This is a genomic window from Pseudoalteromonas sp. G4 (assembly GCF_028875915.1).
In the GTDB taxonomy this organism is placed as follows: Bacteria; Pseudomonadota; Gammaproteobacteria; order Enterobacterales; family Alteromonadaceae; genus Pseudoalteromonas.
Genome location: NZ_JAPEHW010000013.1, coordinates 14,531 through 30,320, shown reverse-complemented (window position 1 = coordinate 30,320; position 15,790 = coordinate 14,531). Strand labels below are relative to the sequence as shown.

At 40.4% G+C, this 15,790-nt stretch carries 16 protein-coding genes; 12 read left to right on the top strand and 4 right to left on the bottom strand.

The window, feature by feature from the left end; translation table 11 throughout:
* Positions 1-17: 17 nt before the first annotated feature.
* Complete coding sequence (locus tag ON073_RS06550; protein ID WP_274761069.1) at positions 18-818, bottom strand: crotonase/enoyl-CoA hydratase family protein; 801 nt, start codon at positions 816-818, stop codon at positions 18-20.
* A 198-nt stretch (positions 819-1,016) separates the two neighbouring features.
* Here ON073_RS06550 and ON073_RS06545 point away from each other — a divergent pair, with 198 nt between their 5' ends.
* From ON073_RS06545 to ON073_RS06525, 5 genes are all read left to right on the top strand, one after another.
* Positions 1,017-2,291 (top strand): efflux RND transporter periplasmic adaptor subunit, encoded by a 1,275-nt coding sequence (locus ON073_RS06545; protein WP_274761068.1) that lies wholly within the window; start codon positions 1,017-1,019, stop codon positions 2,289-2,291.
* A gap of 9 nt (positions 2,292-2,300) precedes the next feature.
* Positions 2,301-5,414 (top strand): efflux RND transporter permease subunit, encoded by a 3,114-nt coding sequence (locus ON073_RS06540; protein WP_274761067.1) that lies wholly within the window; start codon positions 2,301-2,303, stop codon positions 5,412-5,414.
* 92 nt (positions 5,415-5,506) lie between these two features.
* Complete coding sequence (locus tag ON073_RS06535) at positions 5,507-5,821, top strand: HI1450 family dsDNA-mimic protein (RefSeq protein ID WP_274761066.1); 315 nt, start codon at positions 5,507-5,509, stop codon at positions 5,819-5,821.
* A gap of 122 nt (positions 5,822-5,943) precedes the next feature.
* A complete protein-coding gene (locus ON073_RS06530; protein WP_274761065.1) occupies positions 5,944-6,726 on the top strand; it encodes a DUF481 domain-containing protein in 783 nt (260 codons plus the stop codon).
* Positions 6,727-6,741: 15 nt separating this feature from the next.
* Positions 6,742-7,167: a hypothetical protein gene (locus tag ON073_RS06525; RefSeq protein WP_274761064.1), complete on the top strand. Its 426-nt coding sequence runs from the start codon at positions 6,742-6,744 to the stop codon at positions 7,165-7,167.
* Between the two features lie 39 nt (positions 7,168-7,206).
* Here ON073_RS06525 and ON073_RS06520 read toward each other — a convergent pair whose 3' ends face one another.
* Both ON073_RS06520 and ygfZ read right to left on the bottom strand, forming a co-directional pair.
* A complete protein-coding gene (locus ON073_RS06520) occupies positions 7,207-7,725 on the bottom strand; it encodes an FKBP-type peptidyl-prolyl cis-trans isomerase (protein WP_274761063.1) in 519 nt (172 codons plus the stop codon).
* Positions 7,726-7,732: 7 nt separating this feature from the next.
* Positions 7,733-8,635: a tRNA-modifying protein YgfZ gene (ygfZ, locus tag ON073_RS06515; protein ID WP_274761062.1), complete on the bottom strand. Its 903-nt coding sequence runs from the start codon at positions 8,633-8,635 to the stop codon at positions 7,733-7,735.
* 107 nt (positions 8,636-8,742) lie between these two features.
* Between ygfZ and ON073_RS06510 the strand changes: the two genes are divergently transcribed.
* Together ON073_RS06510 and ON073_RS06505 are read left to right on the top strand one after the other, a co-directional pair.
* The gene (locus tag ON073_RS06510) at positions 8,743-8,994 is read left to right on the top strand and encodes an FAD assembly factor SdhE (RefSeq protein ID WP_274761061.1); all 252 of its coding nucleotides are present in this window, start codon (positions 8,743-8,745) and stop codon (positions 8,992-8,994) included.
* A gap of 25 nt (positions 8,995-9,019) precedes the next feature.
* Positions 9,020-9,385 (top strand): hypothetical protein, encoded by a 366-nt coding sequence (locus tag ON073_RS06505; RefSeq protein WP_274761060.1) that lies wholly within the window; start codon positions 9,020-9,022, stop codon positions 9,383-9,385.
* 5 nt (positions 9,386-9,390) lie between these two features.
* Here the strand turns inward: ON073_RS06505 and nadB are convergent, their stop codons facing one another.
* Positions 9,391-10,992 (bottom strand): L-aspartate oxidase, encoded by a 1,602-nt coding sequence (gene nadB / locus ON073_RS06500; protein WP_274761059.1) that lies wholly within the window; start codon positions 10,990-10,992, stop codon positions 9,391-9,393.
* A gap of 289 nt (positions 10,993-11,281) precedes the next feature.
* Here nadB and rpoE point away from each other — a divergent pair, with 289 nt between their 5' ends.
* From rpoE to lepA, 5 genes are all read left to right on the top strand, one after another.
* Complete coding sequence (gene rpoE, locus ON073_RS06495; protein ID WP_274761058.1) at positions 11,282-11,863, top strand: RNA polymerase sigma factor RpoE; 582 nt, start codon at positions 11,282-11,284, stop codon at positions 11,861-11,863.
* 9 nt (positions 11,864-11,872) lie between these two features.
* Entirely contained in the window at positions 11,873-12,493 is a 621-nt protein-coding gene (locus tag ON073_RS06490; protein ID WP_274761057.1) for a sigma-E factor negative regulatory protein, read from the top strand.
* 37 nt (positions 12,494-12,530) lie between these two features.
* Positions 12,531-13,475 carry a MucB/RseB C-terminal domain-containing protein gene (locus ON073_RS06485; RefSeq protein WP_274761056.1) on the top strand — a complete coding sequence of 315 codons (945 nt, stop codon included), beginning with the start codon at positions 12,531-12,533 and terminating at the stop codon, positions 13,473-13,475.
* A gap of 1 nt (position 13,476) precedes the next feature.
* Complete coding sequence (locus ON073_RS06480) at positions 13,477-13,926, top strand: SoxR reducing system RseC family protein (protein WP_274761055.1); 450 nt, start codon at positions 13,477-13,479, stop codon at positions 13,924-13,926.
* Between the two features lie 69 nt (positions 13,927-13,995).
* On the top strand, positions 13,996-15,786 hold the full coding sequence (lepA, locus tag ON073_RS06475; RefSeq protein WP_274761054.1) for a translation elongation factor 4: 1,791 nt from the start codon (positions 13,996-13,998) through the stop codon (positions 15,784-15,786).
* Positions 15,787-15,790 lie beyond the last annotated feature (4 nt).

Genomic DNA, 15,790 nt, shown 5'->3' with positions numbered 1-15,790 from the left:
CTACTGGTCTTTAGTCGTTACCAGTTTGCAGAGTCGAAGAAGGGTTTTGATTCGTCTTTTAATCGGTTATTTATTGCACGCTTTACATTTTTACCGCGTAAAATTTTAATTTGATTTAGTGTTTCTGCGGCTAGTAATTTACGGCGATTAACTAACATATGCTTTTGATACGTACGTTTGTTAGCAGCTAGGGCGTCTGGTGATTTTTCTAAGAGTGCATCCTTAAGTTGTTCGCAGCGTTTGTTTAAATCATCACAGACCTCAGTAACTAAATTAAGCGAAAGAGCTGTTTTTGCATCAATTGGGTCAGCAAGGTGAGTGAGCTTTAATGCTTGGTCATAAGGCATTAAGCCTTGCAGCATCACACTGCCAGCCATATCAGGCGTGAGCCCCCAGCGCGCTTCCATAATTGAAAGCTGGGCATCTTTACTGGCAAGGCGAAAGTCGGCACCTAAAGCTATTTGCATACCGCCACCAAAACAACGGCCATGAATTTTACAAATGACCGGCGCTTTTATTTCTTGCCAACCAAGGGTGACGCGCTGTGCTAAATTTGCATTGCCGGGCAGCCATTTAAACAATAACTTAACCATAGTAATTGCAGAGCGACTGATACTTTTAACATCTAGGCCAGTACAAAAATCACTGCCATTTGCGTCAATAATGACTAAGCGCAATGACTTTTCTTTTTTAAGTTGTTTAATAATGCTGTCGAGCTGGATAAAACTATCAAAACTAAGTGCATTTAGTTTTTCAGCGCGGTCAAAGGTGACAGTGGCAATTCCTGCATCAATACTTAAGGTGATTAGGTGCTTCATTTTTATTCTCATCCGACCTGTTAAGGGTTTGAGATTAACGTGGAAAAAAGCCCCTGTAAAGCGCCATACTTCACGCTAGGTTCATATTTTCTTTGCAAAATAACGGCGTTATTCAGCATATTAGATTTAAAAATATGCTCATGTTGATTTGCTAAAAATTAGTTAAATATTAAATTACATTTAATGTCATGTCGTATTATGATTGATAACCAGAAGATTTTATTAGAAATTTCGGCGCTTTTGCCGGAAACAAAAATTTGCTCTATTTGTGATAAGGGAGAGTTGCATGTAAGAACCACATTAAAAAAGATTAGTTGCCCGACTAAATCGGCTCTGTTTGTTAGTTGTATCTTGTTAGGGCCAATAGCTTTAACAGGGTGTGGTAAAGAACAAGTAGTGCAAAAGGCGCCAGCTCCAGCCGTTTCTGTTTATACGGTCAACAGTGATTTAGTAGGTACTTACCGTGAGTTTACAGCACGCACACAAGCTTCTAAAGAAGCTGAAATCACTACTCGCGTTCAGGGCGAATTGATTGAACGTAAGTTTGTGGAAGGCTCTAAGGTTAAAAAAGACGATTTATTGTTAAAAATAGACCCGAGTGAATACCAAGCGTTAGTGGCGCAATATGATGCAGACCTTAAATCAAAAATTGCAGGGGCTGCTGGCGCTGCACGTGATTTAAAACGTGGTAAAGAAGTTGCAGACCAAGGCTTTATTTCTCAATCCGATTTAGACAAATTGATTACTAATGCAGCGCAAACACAAGCTGCAGTAAAAGCAGGTGAAGCGGCGCTTAAAAAAGCCAAGCTTGATTTAAGCTACACTGAAATTAGTGCGCCATTTGATGGTCAAATTGGCCGAGTTAACATTGATGTGGGTAATATTATTAGCCCACAAAGTGGTGTGCTTGCGACAATCACTGCAATTGATCCAATTTATGTAAACTTCTCAGTAGAAGAGGCGCTTTACACCACTTACTTGCAGGAACATCACAATATAAAAAGCCCTGAACAAGTACCGATTGATTTAAAAATTCGTTTACCAAATAACACTGAATATGCAGAAGCAGGCATGCTCGATTTTGCCGATACTAAAATTGACAGTAATACAGGTACTGTTGAGCTTCGAGCGACTTTCCCTAATCCAAATGGCATTGTGTTACCAGGCTTATTTGTAAAGCTGATTGCTGAGAGTAAAAATAAATCGCAAATGGCGTTAGTGCCTCAGGCTGCTGTACAAGAAAATCAGCAAGGTAAGTTTGTATTGGTTGTAGATAGCAACAATAAAGTAACTACCCGTCATGTTGATTTAGGTCGTCGTGTTAATGCCATGTGGGTAGTAAATTCAGGCATTGAAGCAGGCGAGAGAATTATCATTGAAGGCCTACAAAAGGTGCGCCCTGGCGTTGAAGTAAACCCTGTTGATAAAAATGTAGATGCGGTAACTGGTGTTATCACAAACAGCGCAGAGTAGGTGAGATAAATGATTAGTAAAACGTTTATTAATCGGCCTAAATTTGCGCTGGTTATTTCGATTGTTATAACGCTTGCGGGTTTAATTTCGTTATACCTGCTACCTGTAAACATGTACCCAGAGATCACGCCACCGCAAATTCAGGTAACGGCAGTTTATCCTGGTGCAAGTGCACAAGTTGTAGAGGAGTCGGTGATCCGGCCCATTGAAGAGCAAATCAATGGTGTGGAAGATATGCTCTACATCGAATCTACAGCGGCCAATAATGGTACAGCCACGATCACTGTGTACTTTAAAGTTGGTACTGACGATGATATGGCGCAGGTTAACGTACAAAACCGCGTAGCATTAGCTGAGGCTGGGTTACCTGAAGAAGTTAAGCGTCAAGGCGTTGTGGTACGAAAACAGTCAAGCAATATGCTCTTGGGTGTAACACTTTATAGTTCACAAGAAAACCTCGACGATATTTTCTTAAGTAACTATGCAACCAACTACTTAACCGAGCCGCTAGGTCGTATTCCAGGTGTTGCCAATGCAGAAGTGATGGGTGAAAAAACTTACTCAATGCGTATTTGGCTAAACCCAAATAAAATGGCGTCGCTTGGGGTGGCTGTATCGGATGTGCAAAATGCACTAAAAGAGCAAAACTTAATTGTTGCCGCGGGTAAATTAGGTGCAAGCCCTGCTCCCAAAAATCAGCAATTTGAATACTCGATTCAAGCGCGCGGACGTTTAAAAACACCGGATGAATTTGGTGATACGATTATTCGTGCCACTAATGAAGGCAATTTTGTTCGTTTATCAGATATTGGTCGTATTGAGCTAGGTTCTAAAATTTATGGCTTTACTGCTAAATTAAACGGTGACGATACCGCGTTTTTAGTTATCTACCAATTACCTGATGCAAACGCGACTGAAGTGGCGGCAAATGTTAAAAAAGAGATGGAAATTCTTGCGGAACGTTTCCCAGATGGCCTTCATTACAGTATTCCTTACGACACTACCGAGTTTATTAACCGTTCAATTGATGAAGTAGTAATTACCCTTTACCAAGCGGTTGCCTTGGTAATTTTAGTGGTGTTCTTGTTTTTACAAAACTGGCGTGCAACGCTTATTCCTTCTGTGGCTATTCCAGTATCTTTGGTAGGTACGTTTGCCTTTATGATGTTGATGGGTTACTCAATTAACACCATCACATTATTTGGCCTTGTACTGGCAATTGGTATCGTGGTTGATGATGCGATTGTTGTTATTGAGAACGTTGAGCGTATTTTAAAAGAAGAGAAACTGCCTATTAAAGAGGCGGTAACCAAAGCAATGGAACAAGTGTCAGGACCAATTGTGGCGACCACTTTAGTTCTTTTAGCGGTATTTGTACCGGTTGGTTTTATGCCGGGCATTACAGGTGAGCTTTATAAGCAGTTCTCGGTGACAATTTCTTTTGCTGTATTAATTTCATCGATTAACGCACTGACACTAAGCCCCGCGCTATGTACATTGCTACTAAGTGAAAAAGCAATGAAGCCAGTGAAATGGCTTGCACCTGTTGAACGTGGTATTGAATCATCAACGAAAAAATATTCTTCTAGCGTAAATTGGTTATTAAAACGTTCTGCGCGAGTGGGGGTTGTAACTGTATTGCTTTTTGCAGCCACAGGTTGGCTAACAAAATCGGTTCCTACAGCTTTCGTTCCTGCTGAAGACCAAGGTTATTTATTTGTTGATGTGCAATTGCCGGATGCGGCGGCAAGTGGTCGTACCGCTGAAGTAATGGCGAAAATCAATGAAGTTATTTTGGCTGACCCAGCAGTCACTGATTTTATTTCGGTGTCGGGTAGTTCGCTGTTAGGTGGCCCAGGTTCAAATAATGGTTTAGGTATTATTATCTTAAAAGACTGGGAAGAGCGTACAGCACCAGAACTTGGTTTAAGGCAAATTATTCCGCGTTTAATGGGGCAGTTATTTGCGATGCCTGATGCGCAAATTTTTGTCTTTAACCCACCGCCAATTCCAGGGTTAGGTACGAGTTCAGGTTTTGAATTTAGATTACTTGATAGCGAAGGTCGCGACCCAAATGAACTGGCGCAGGTAATGAATGGTTTAATTTATGAAGCAAACCAACGCCCAGAATTAAGCCGTGTATTTAGTACTTTCCGTGCCAATGTACCGCAGTACTTTTTAGAAATTGACCGTGATAAAGCAAAGGCGCAAGGTGTTGCGCTAAGTGATGTGTTTGTTACGTTACAAGCGCAATTAGGCTCGTTATATATTAATGACTTTAACCAGTTTGGGCGTACTTATCAGGTGGTTATTCAAGCGGAAACGGAATATCGTAAAGATCCGTCTGATTTGAATAATTACTATGTGCGTGCCAGCAATGGTGAAATGGTACCATTAACTACGCTTGCCAGCCTTGAGCCAATTTTAGGCCCAACCAGTATTAACCATTTTAATCTATATCGTAGTGCGAGTATTACAGGTCAACCTGCACCTGGTTACTCAAGTGGTGAGGCGATTAAAGTAATGCAAGAGCTTTCAGCTCAGTTACCAACAGGTTATATCTACGATTGGGCTGGACAAACTAAACAAGAAATCCAAGCTGGTAACTTAGCACCGTTACTATTCGGTTTAGCGATTATCTTTGTTTACTTATTCTTAGTGGCACAATATGAAAGTTGGACGATTCCGTTCTCGGTAATCGCAGCAGTACCATTGGCGATTTTTGGTGCGATGGCTGCACTTTATGCTGTTGGTATGGCTAACAATATTTATGCCCAAGTGGGTTTAATATTGCTGATTGGTCTCTCCACCAAAACGGCAATTTTGATTGTTGAATTTGCGATGGAACAACGAGCAGCAGGGCATAGCATATTTGATTCTGCGCTTAATGCAGCAAGGCTGCGTTTTAGAGCAGTACTCATGACGGCGTTCTCGTTTGTGCTGGGTGTTTTACCCTTGGTATTTGCAACTGGTGCAGGTGCCGGTAGCCGAGTTAGCTTAGGTTTAACTGTACTTGCGGGTATGTTGGCTGCAACGATTTTCGGTACGCTGCTTATTCCGATTTTCTACGCGCTAATTCAAACAATGCGTGAAAAAGTAAAGGCCAAGCTCGCAAGCGAGTAGTGCGCTAGTTAAAATCACAAAATATAAGGCAAAGAGGGACTTCTTTGCCTTTTTTGTTTTGATATAATTAGAAAAAATTTTTGAGCATAATTATGACGCAAGAAGATCATTTGTGGACTATTGAAGAAGCCACCAACCACGCTTATGAGGTGTTTTTAGAACTTGCACCTGATAACCTTTCTGAGCAAGATATTGTTGAATTCAACAAGTATCGAGAGGATCTTGGTTTTATTGAAGAAAGTGAACCGGACGAATCTTGGCAAGAATTTACTGAATTTGAAATTGAACCAGAGCTTTATATTCAAGTATTAGTTGGTTTGGAATTTGAAAACCAAGATGTATTATTTGCCAGAATATTGATTAGTCGCGACAAGGCTGCGCCGTTTGTTCACGTGCTTTGGAAATAATTCAGTCACTCGGTAAGTTTTTAAAAATTTGTTAGCAAAATTACACTTTTTGCGCGGATTTTTTGAATTGGTTTAGTTAAGCTAGGGTTTCATTTACGAATAGAGGTTTGAAGTAGTTTGTAATGCGCTGGTTAGTTTTTTTGTGTATGTGTTTTTGTTTTGAGGTAATGGCAGCCGATCCGTTCGAAGATTTTGCCATTTATGGTGAAACACCTGTTGATGACAGATACAAAGAAAACAAAGGTCGCTTGTTGTTTGGTGATTTAGAGTTGGGTTTTATTGTTACCACTGGAAACACAAATACATCCAGTGCAAAACTAAAAACCAACCTAATGCAGGACCTAAATAACTGGCGAAATCAGCTGAAGTTTGACTCCTTAGTTAAAAAAGAAAATGAAGACGGCAAAGGGCTGTCTGCAGCGCGCTATTTCTCTTCATTGCAAAGCAATTACTTACTTGAAGATAAGAATACCTCACTATTTTTATATGGTGACTACGAATTTGATAGATTTAGCGGTATTGAAAAACAGGCGAGTTTTGCAACCGGTTATGGTTGGCGATTTTTAGAAACCAAAAAAGACAGTATTGATTTGGATATTGGGCCAGGTATGAATTACCAAGTAACCGAATCGAAAGAATCTAATTTAGGTTATTTGTTAAGACTAGCGCTGCAATGGGAGCGCATTGTCAGTAAGCGTACTCGTTTTAACCAAGATATTAGTGCCGAACATTCTTTAAGTGGTTTAAATTCGCGTATTAAGTCCGAAACATCATTGGTTAGTCAAATCAGTGGTGCGCTGAGTTTAAAGTTTTCTTATCTTTATCGTTACAACACGCTGCCAGAAGCAGGTAAGCGAAATTATGATGCTGAAACAAGTGCTACTTTTGTTTTTAGCTTCAATTAATTAGGAACCATCTTAATGTATTCACATAAGCAAATGGCTTGGGCTATTTTATTTTTAATGTCGTGGATTTTCTCATTCACCTTATTAGCCGTTTATTTAGTTGGGCCAATTATGGGCTTACTATTATTTGCAGGGTTTGTGCTGTTAGTTGCTTTGTTATTTCATGGCATGACAGTAACAGTGAAAGATAATACGATTAAATGGGGCTTTGCTTTTGGCTGGTTTGGTCAAACTTTGCCACTATCAAACATTGTTTCGTATCAGGCTGTTACAAATTCTTGGCGTCATGGCATAGGGCTTCGCATTAGTCATGATGGTTTTGTTTATTCTGCTCACGGTTTTAAAGCGGTAGAATTAGTACTACAAGATGATACTAAAATACGTCTTGGAACGAACGATCAAGCGGGTTTAATTGCTGCTTTAGATAAACAAAAAAAATAGCGCTCAATAGCGCTATTTTTTATTGGTCTTACTGCTTTATTAGCAGCAGCCGCCATTTTCGTCATGAACGTGATCATGGTGTGAACCACAGCCGCCTTCACCATGAACATGGCCATGTGCCAATTCTTCTTCAGTTGCATCACGTACTTCAAGTACTTCAACATCAAATGTTAAATCAATACCTGATAAAGGATGGTTACCATCGACAACCACATCTTCGTCTTGAATGTCGATGATTACAACTGTTTGCTCGCCTTCATCAGTGGTTGCGCGAAATTGCATACCTACTTCGATGTCCATGCCTTCAAACATTGATCTTGGCACTGCTTGCATCAGGCCATCATGACGCTCACCGTAACCATCCTTTGCAGATACTTCTACAGTAAATGTATCGCCAGCTTGCTTATCAATTAGCGCAGTTTCTAGGCCTGGAATTAAAAAACCTGAGCCAACAATAAATTCAAGCGGCTCGTTATCAAATGAGCTGTCGATTGCATTGTTGTCTTTATCCATTACTGAATAATGTAGTTTTACCACTTTTTGCTGTGCAATTTTCATATCTAACCTAATCTTCAAGTGTATATGGAAGAGATATCACGCAAAGGTGAGACTCTTCGAGATCTTTTATTCGTAACTGAGCTTGCTCAGTTGTATCGTTTGGTAACACTGCCTGCACAAAAGTGCCTTCTGCGGTTACCGCAATATTGGTGATTTTACCGGCTCTTCGCCAGTTTTCACCCAGTTGGATTTCAACTTCACTGGCACTTTCAATTGTTTGGTCTTTAGCAAATAAGCTGAACATGGCACGTTTGTTTTTACCTAGGTACTTCATGCGAGCCACTGTTTCTTGCCCGGTGTAACAGCCTTTATTAAAGCTAATGCCTCCAATTGCTTGAAGATTTACCATTTGTGGTACAAATTCGTCTAACGTCTCTGCGCTTAAACGTGGTAAACCTGCTTTAATTGTGGCTGCAAGCCAATCATTTTCATGGGCTTCGATAGTGATTTTAGTTTCAAGTGTTGCAAGTTTGTCTTCAGCAATAACAAGCTCAACAAGGCCGTTTGCTAATTGTAGTGCATAGCCTAAGTCAAAGCTGACTAAATTATTTTCGCCAAATGAAATAGATAGTAGTGACTCAATTTCACTGGTGCTTTGTGCGATAAGGCCAATAGTGTGTAATGGCTCACTTAGCTCAAATTCAGCTTTTGAAAATACGCCGTATTTTTTAAGTTCACTAAAGCTTTGATTGGCTTCACTCTCACTTGCAAGTAATAAGTAGCTTTCGTCGCTTGCGATAAGCTTATGTACTGACCATAGTTTGCCTTTGGCATTACAATGACCTGACCATAAAAACGTACTTTCATTAAGTAAATTAAGGTCCTGTGTTACTTGACCATGGAGATAAGATTTTCTGTCTTGACCACTTATTACAACAATTTTTTCAGCTATACGATTTGCTATTACCATAATTGACATATCACTATAAATTAATGCATTGATTTTAACTTAGATTCCTGATGATTGCATGCTTAGCTTTTGCTACTATTAGCTAGCGCTAATTAACGAGGTATGAAATGAGCAATTTAGATAGTAAGGCTAAATTACGTTGGGCATGTCGCCGTGGTATGTTGGAACTGGATGTTTTACTGAGACCATTTGTTGATGAAGCCTTTGATGCGTTAAGTGACAAGGATAAAGCGATTTTTCAGCGTTTACTGACAGCTGACGACCCCGATCTGTTTGCATGGTTTATGGGTCATGAAGAGTGCAAAGACGCTGAATTAAATTACATGGTTAATACTATTTTAAATCGTGTCCGAGTATAGAATATACGTTGGCGAATCAAAAATAATGCCGAGTGTTTATATCGGCATTAACCTTCCTATTTTTACCATTGCACTGTTGCCTGCAGAAAGTCTCTTTGCGGTTATATGTGTTACAACTTTTTTACTCTTTCTTAGTTATTATTTCTTTTACAAGCTCAATAATATGTTGGTAAGTGATAGCTATTTATTGCTTGATGAAAAGCGCGCAGTGTTAAGTGAATCGAGCGGTAAACTGATTGGTGAAATAAGCCCATTTAGTATCGTTACCACTTGGTTTGTGTTGCTAAAGTTTAAACATAAACCAAGTAACAGAAACCAGTTTATTATGCTAAGTTCACTTTCAAAAAGAGACAGAAAACGGCTCTTAAGAGCCGTTTATCAAAAGCAGTGACCCGATTAGTGTTTATGTAAAACGGTCGGTTTTGGATTTGCTTTTGGCTCTGGGTAATCAAGCGTGTAATGCAGCCCACGGCTTTCTTTTCGCTCAAGTGCACTGCGAATAATCAGCTCAGATACTTGTACTAGGTTACGTAATTCCAGCAAGTTATTGCTAACTCTGAAATTAGTGTAATACTCATCAATTTCTTGTTGCAATAATTCAACGCGACGCAATGCACGCTCCAAGCGTTTTGTAGTGCGAACAATACCAACGTAATCCCACATAAACAAACGAAGTTCATGCCAATTATGAGTAATTACAATTTCTTCATCAGAATTTGTTACTCGGCTTTCATCCCAATTAGGTAATGTTTCAGGGGTGTGAGATTGCGCTAATTGAGCAATAATATCTTTGGCTGCAGCTTGTGCAAACACAATGCATTCGAGTAAAGAGTTACTCGCCATGCGGTTTGCACCGTGAAGACCTGTGTAGGCAACTTCACCAATTGCATATAAATTATCTAAGTCGGTTTTACCATTAAAATCAGTCATGACACCACCACAGGTATAATGTGCTGCTGGCACCACAGGTATAGGTTCTTTGGTAATATCTAACCCTACGCTCAAACATTTTGCATAAATGGTAGGGAAATGGTCGATAATAAAGTTTTTATCTTTATGGCTGATATCGAGGTAAACACAGTTTGCACCAAGGCGCTTCATTTCATAATCGATTGCACGGGCAACCACATCACGCGGAGCAAGTTCAGCGCGTTCATCAAAGTCAGGCATAAAACGTGAGCCATCAGGGCGTTTTAAATATGCCCCTTCGCCGCGCATTGCTTCTGTAATTAGAAAGTTTTGTAACTCTGGGTGATATAAGCTGGTTGGATGGAATTGATTAAACTCCATATTGGCAACACGACAACCTGCACGCCAGGCCATAGCGATACCATCACCACTTGAGACATCAGGGTTAGATGTGTAAAGATACACTTTACTTGCACCACCTGTTGCGAGCGAAATAAAACGCGCATTTATAATTTCAACTTGTTCAGTTGCACGGTTCCACACATATAAGCCATGGCAGCGCTTACCCGAGTGACCTAGTTTTTCATCCGTAATTAAATCGATAGCGTTATATCTTTCAAGTAATTGAATATTTTTGTGCTGTTTAACACGATCGATAAGGGTGGTTTGAACTGCTTTTCCTGTTGCATCGGCGGCGTGTAAAATGCGGCGGTGGCTGTGCCCACCCTCACGCGTTAAGTGGTAACGTTCTTTACCTAGTGCACTTTTGTCCATATCAAATGGCACACCTTGTTCGATCAACCACTTCATACAGGTTTTTGCATTGCTAGCAGTGTAGTGAACCGCATCACGGTCACACAAACCACCGCCAGCAGCAAGTGTATCTTCAACATGAGATTCAATACTATCTTCTTTATCAAATACAGCAGCGATGCCACCTTGGGCATACATAGTAGAACCTTCGGTTAATGGCCCTTTGCTTAATACAGTGACGTGGCAATGGTTAGCGAGAGTCAGCGCTAGGGTTAAGCCTGCTGCACCACTACCTACGATAACAACATCAGTTGTTAATTGTGGCGTATTTGTCATACAAGTATCACTTTACAATGCTATTGAGTTATGGGCGCAATATTAACACCAATTACGACAATGATAAAAAGACTAAAGTCGTACATAGTATGCAGGAAATGGTGAAAAGGCCGCGATTTATAGCGTTAAGTTAATTTTGTGCTAATTTTGCTTTAGAAAAGGTGTTAAAGTCAGTTAATTAAGTTTTTTACAAAATGTATCGAACTTTTTCAAAACCCTAGAGTCCTAAATAGTGAATTTATTCTCGGGAACTAGAGAAAGATAATAAATAAGAGGAGTACCGGCTCGAATGAGCGAGCAGGATTTGGATTTAGCGCTAGTAAGAAAAGTTCAGCAAGGTGATAAAAACGCGTTTAATGTGTTAGTTAAAAAATATCAGAACAAAGTTGCGAACTTAATTGGACGTTATGTCTCTAACCATGGAGATGTTGCTGATATTGCACAAGAAGCGTTTATTAAAGCATATAGAGCGTTGCCCGGTTTTAGAGGTGACAGTGCTTTTTACACATGGCTTTACCGTATTGCCGTTAACTGTGCTAAAAATCATTTGGTTTCTCAAGGTCGTCGTCCCCCTGCGAATGATGTAGATGCAGACGATGCAGAGTTTTATGATGGTGCTGATGCACTTAGAAGTAACTCTACACCTGAGAACTTATTACTAAGTGATGAAATAAAGCAGGTAATTTTTAAGACAATTGATGGTTTACCGGATGATCTTAAAACAGCCATTACATTACGCGAATTAGAGGGGTTAAGTTACGAAGACATTGCCATGATAATGGACTGTCCAGTAGGAACAGTTAGATCACGGATTTTCCGTGCTCGTGAGGCAATCGACAACCGACTTGATCCAATATTAAATAATGCATAGGTCGCTTATATGACTAATTTGAATGAGAAACGAAAAGAACAAATTTCGGCAGTGTTTGATGATGAACACAGTTTTGAAAGCCGACATTTGGGGGACGAATTAGAGCACGCTGCATCGCGTTATTCACTGATTGGTGATGTTATGCGCGGCGAAGGCAAAGCACTAATTCAAATCGATATCGCAGATCAAGTCGCGTTGGCACTAGAACAAGAAGAAACATACAGCCAAGCTCCTATCGCTGAAGATATTGCCGCGGTAAATAATTCAAGTGCCACTGTGCTATCAAATTGGAAGAAGCCATTCGCCCAATTAGCAATTGCTGCCAGTGTAGCGGCTGTTGCGGTTATTGGTGTTCAGACGATGCCTCAGCAAGATGCTGATATTATGAACCCTACACCACAATTACAAAATCTAGAAACTATGCCTTTCGGTGGTACAGCAACACCAGTGAGTTACTCTACAGAGCCAGCGCTTGAAACAGCGCAAAAAGGGCTAAAAGAGTTGGAAGAAAAGCGCTTAGGTGCACTTCTTATGGAGCATCGCGCAAAAAGGGCTAAAAGAGTTGGAAGAAAAGCGCTTAGGTGCACTTCTTATGGAGCATCAACGTCAATCACGTATTGCACAAGCTGAAAAAGCAAAAGAAGACGATCCGGAGAACAACTAGTCGATGCGAATATTCGTTGTCTTAGCTTGGCTTGTAGTTGCGTTGCCAAGCTTTGCTTCTGAACCTAATGAAGCCAAGCAGCTATTATTAGATATGGCCGAAACGGTCAAAAAAAGTAACTTCACCGCCTCATTTGTAGTGGTTAAAGGGCGCAATAATATTGAACCATATGCATGGCGACATGCTAACTACAATGGTAAAGAGTTAGAGCATTTAAGCCTGCTCGACGGTGCCGGAGTAGAAATGTTACGTATTGATAATGTTGTCACTTATTTTGAACCACAAAATACCCCTTACTCGTTGTACAGTTCATCTCTTGCAGGGCCTATTCCAAGCATTATTTTTAATAACATTACTGACTTAGAGCCTCATTATCATTTTGCCTTGGGTGGTAAATCGCGTATCTCAGGTCGTGTCGCTCAATTGGTAAGAATAGAATCGAAAGATCAAAGTAAATTTAACTACTGGCTTTGGTTAGATGGCCATTCAAAACTACCGTTGAAAACAGCATATGTTTCAGCAACAGGCGAAATTGTAGAACAGCTGCAAATGACCAATGTCAGTTTCAGTGAACAGCCAAGTGTTGAACTTATCGAAATGAGCCAACAAAATTTACCATCACCTGTAGCTGCGGCATCAGACGATAACAGCATTGAAACTTGGCAGATTGAAGCGATGCCAGCAGGTTTTGCACTGATTAAATCAGAGCGTCAAACGTTAAACTTAAATGGTGAGTTAGCAGATTACTATCTTTACAGTGATGGCTTGATTGAAGTGTCAGTATTTATTCAAAGACCTCTTGCCAGCAATAGCCGCAGTAAAGCGCTTTCAGCTGGCGCAACAACGGTATTTATTCATCAAGCAGCAGGTTACGAAGTCTCTGTAATTGGCCAACTGCCGCCAATGACTGCTAAACTAGTGGCAGAATCAGTCCAACGCGCCCAATAGCATGATCGAAAAAACCTTTACCGTGGCCAAAGTAGACAATACTTTGGTCACTTTTGCACTTCCAAAGCCACAAGCATGCAGCGGATGTGATGGTAAATGTGGCTCTCTTACATTTGCCAAACTATTTGCTAATAAACGTTCGGAGTTGACCATTGAAAGTGAAACACCATTAGAAATTGGTCAAAAAGTAGATTTAGCCTTAGATGACTCTCATGTCATTAAAATGTCGCTTTTGACCTATATGATGCCATTGTTACTTGCTCTGATATTTACAATTGTGGCTGCAAACGTATTTGTGTTGACTGAACTTTGGCAAGTTTTGTTTGCTATATTTGGCGGATATGTTGGTTTTTTATTAGCAAAAGCAAAGCAAAAAGGGTTAAAAAATCGTATAAAAATAAAAAAAATCCACCCAATTAGCTTACCAATCACGCAAATTAATGGTGATTAACCCAAATTAAGGGTAAAATCGGCGTTTTGATTTTGAACCCTATTTATTTAGAAGTATTGAATCCAACATATGAAGCACATTCGTAACTTTTCTATTATTGCCCACATTGATCACGGTAAATCGACTTTATCGGATCGTTTAATCCAAGTCTGTGGTGGTTTATCTGATCGCGAAATGCAACAGCAGGTACTGGATTCAATGGACCTTGAGCGTGAGCGTGGTATTACAATTAAAGCGCAAAGTGTTACGCTAAACTATACTGCAAACGACGGCGAAACATACCAACTAAACTTTATCGACACACCAGGACACGTTGACTTTACCTATGAAGTATCACGTTCGTTAGCTGCGTGTGAGGGTGCACTGTTAGTAGTTGATGCTGGTCAAGGTGTGGAAGCACAAACAGTTGCTAACTGTTACACCGCGATTGAAATGGATTTAGAAGTTTTACCAATCCTTAATAAAATTGACTTACCGCAAGCAGATCCTGACCGCGTTGCAGAAGAAATTGAAGATATCGTAGGTATTGATGCTACTGGTGCAACTCAGTGTAGTGCAAAAACAGGTATCGGTATTGACGCGGTTTTAGAAGACATTGTTAAAAATATTCCACCGCCAGAAGGTGAACCAGAAAAGCCATTACAAGCACTTATTATCGATTCATGGTTTGACCCATACCAGGGTGTTGTATCACTGGTACGTATTAAACACGGCGAGCTGAAAAAAGGCGACAAAATCCAGATTATGTCAAATGGTCAGGTTCATATTGTTGATAAAGTGGGTATTTTTACACCAAAACAAACTGACACCGGTATTTTGAAAACAGGTGAAGTAGGCTTTGTTATTGCAGGTATCAAAGAGATCCATGGTGCACCTGTAGGCGATACCATTACCCTACAGCGCGAGCCAGCTGAAGGGCCACTACCAGGATTTAAAAAGGTGAAACCGCAAGTTTATGCGGGTATGTACCCAATCTCTTCGGATGATTATGAGAATTTCCGTGATGCGCTTTCTAAACTAAGTTTGAACGATGCTTCGTTATTCTATGAGCCAGAAAACTCAACAGCACTTGGTTTTGGTTTCCGTTGTGGCTTCTTGGGTATGCTTCACATGGAAATTATTCAAGAGCGTCTAGAACGTGAATACGACATGGATCTAATCACTACTGCACCAACGGTAGTGTATGAGATTGTTGAAAAGGGCGGCAATGTAATTCATATCGATAACCCGTCTGCATTACCACCGGTTGGTAATATTGATGAGATTCGTGAGCCAATTGTTGAAGCAAACATCCTTGTACCACAAGAATACCTTGGTAACGTAATTACCTTGTGTATTGAAAAACGTGGCGTGCAAACCAAAATGGCTTATCACGGTAACCAAGTAGCAGTGACTTACGAATTGCCTATGGGTGAAGTGGTAATGGACTTCTTCGATAAGTTGAAATCAACCAGCCGTGGTTTTGCGTCACTTGATTACAACTTCAAGCATTTCCAACCGGCCGACATGGTGCGCGTTGATATTCTTATCAATGGTGACCGCGTTGATGCACTGGCAATTATTTGTCACCGCGATGCTTCTCAGTCGCGTGGCCGTCAATTAGCAGAAGCATTAAAAGAGCTGATCCCACGTCAGATGTTCGATATTGCGATTCAAGCAACTATTGGTGGTCACGTAATTGCTCGAACAACTGTAAAACAGCTTCGTAAAAACGTAATCGCGAAGTGTTACGGTGGTGACGTATCACGTAAGAAAAAGCTATTACAAAAACAAAAAGAAGGTAAAAAGCGTATGAAACAACTCGGTAATGTTGAAGTACCTCAAGACGCCTTCCTAGCCATTTTGAAAGTGGGTAAGTAAGGAG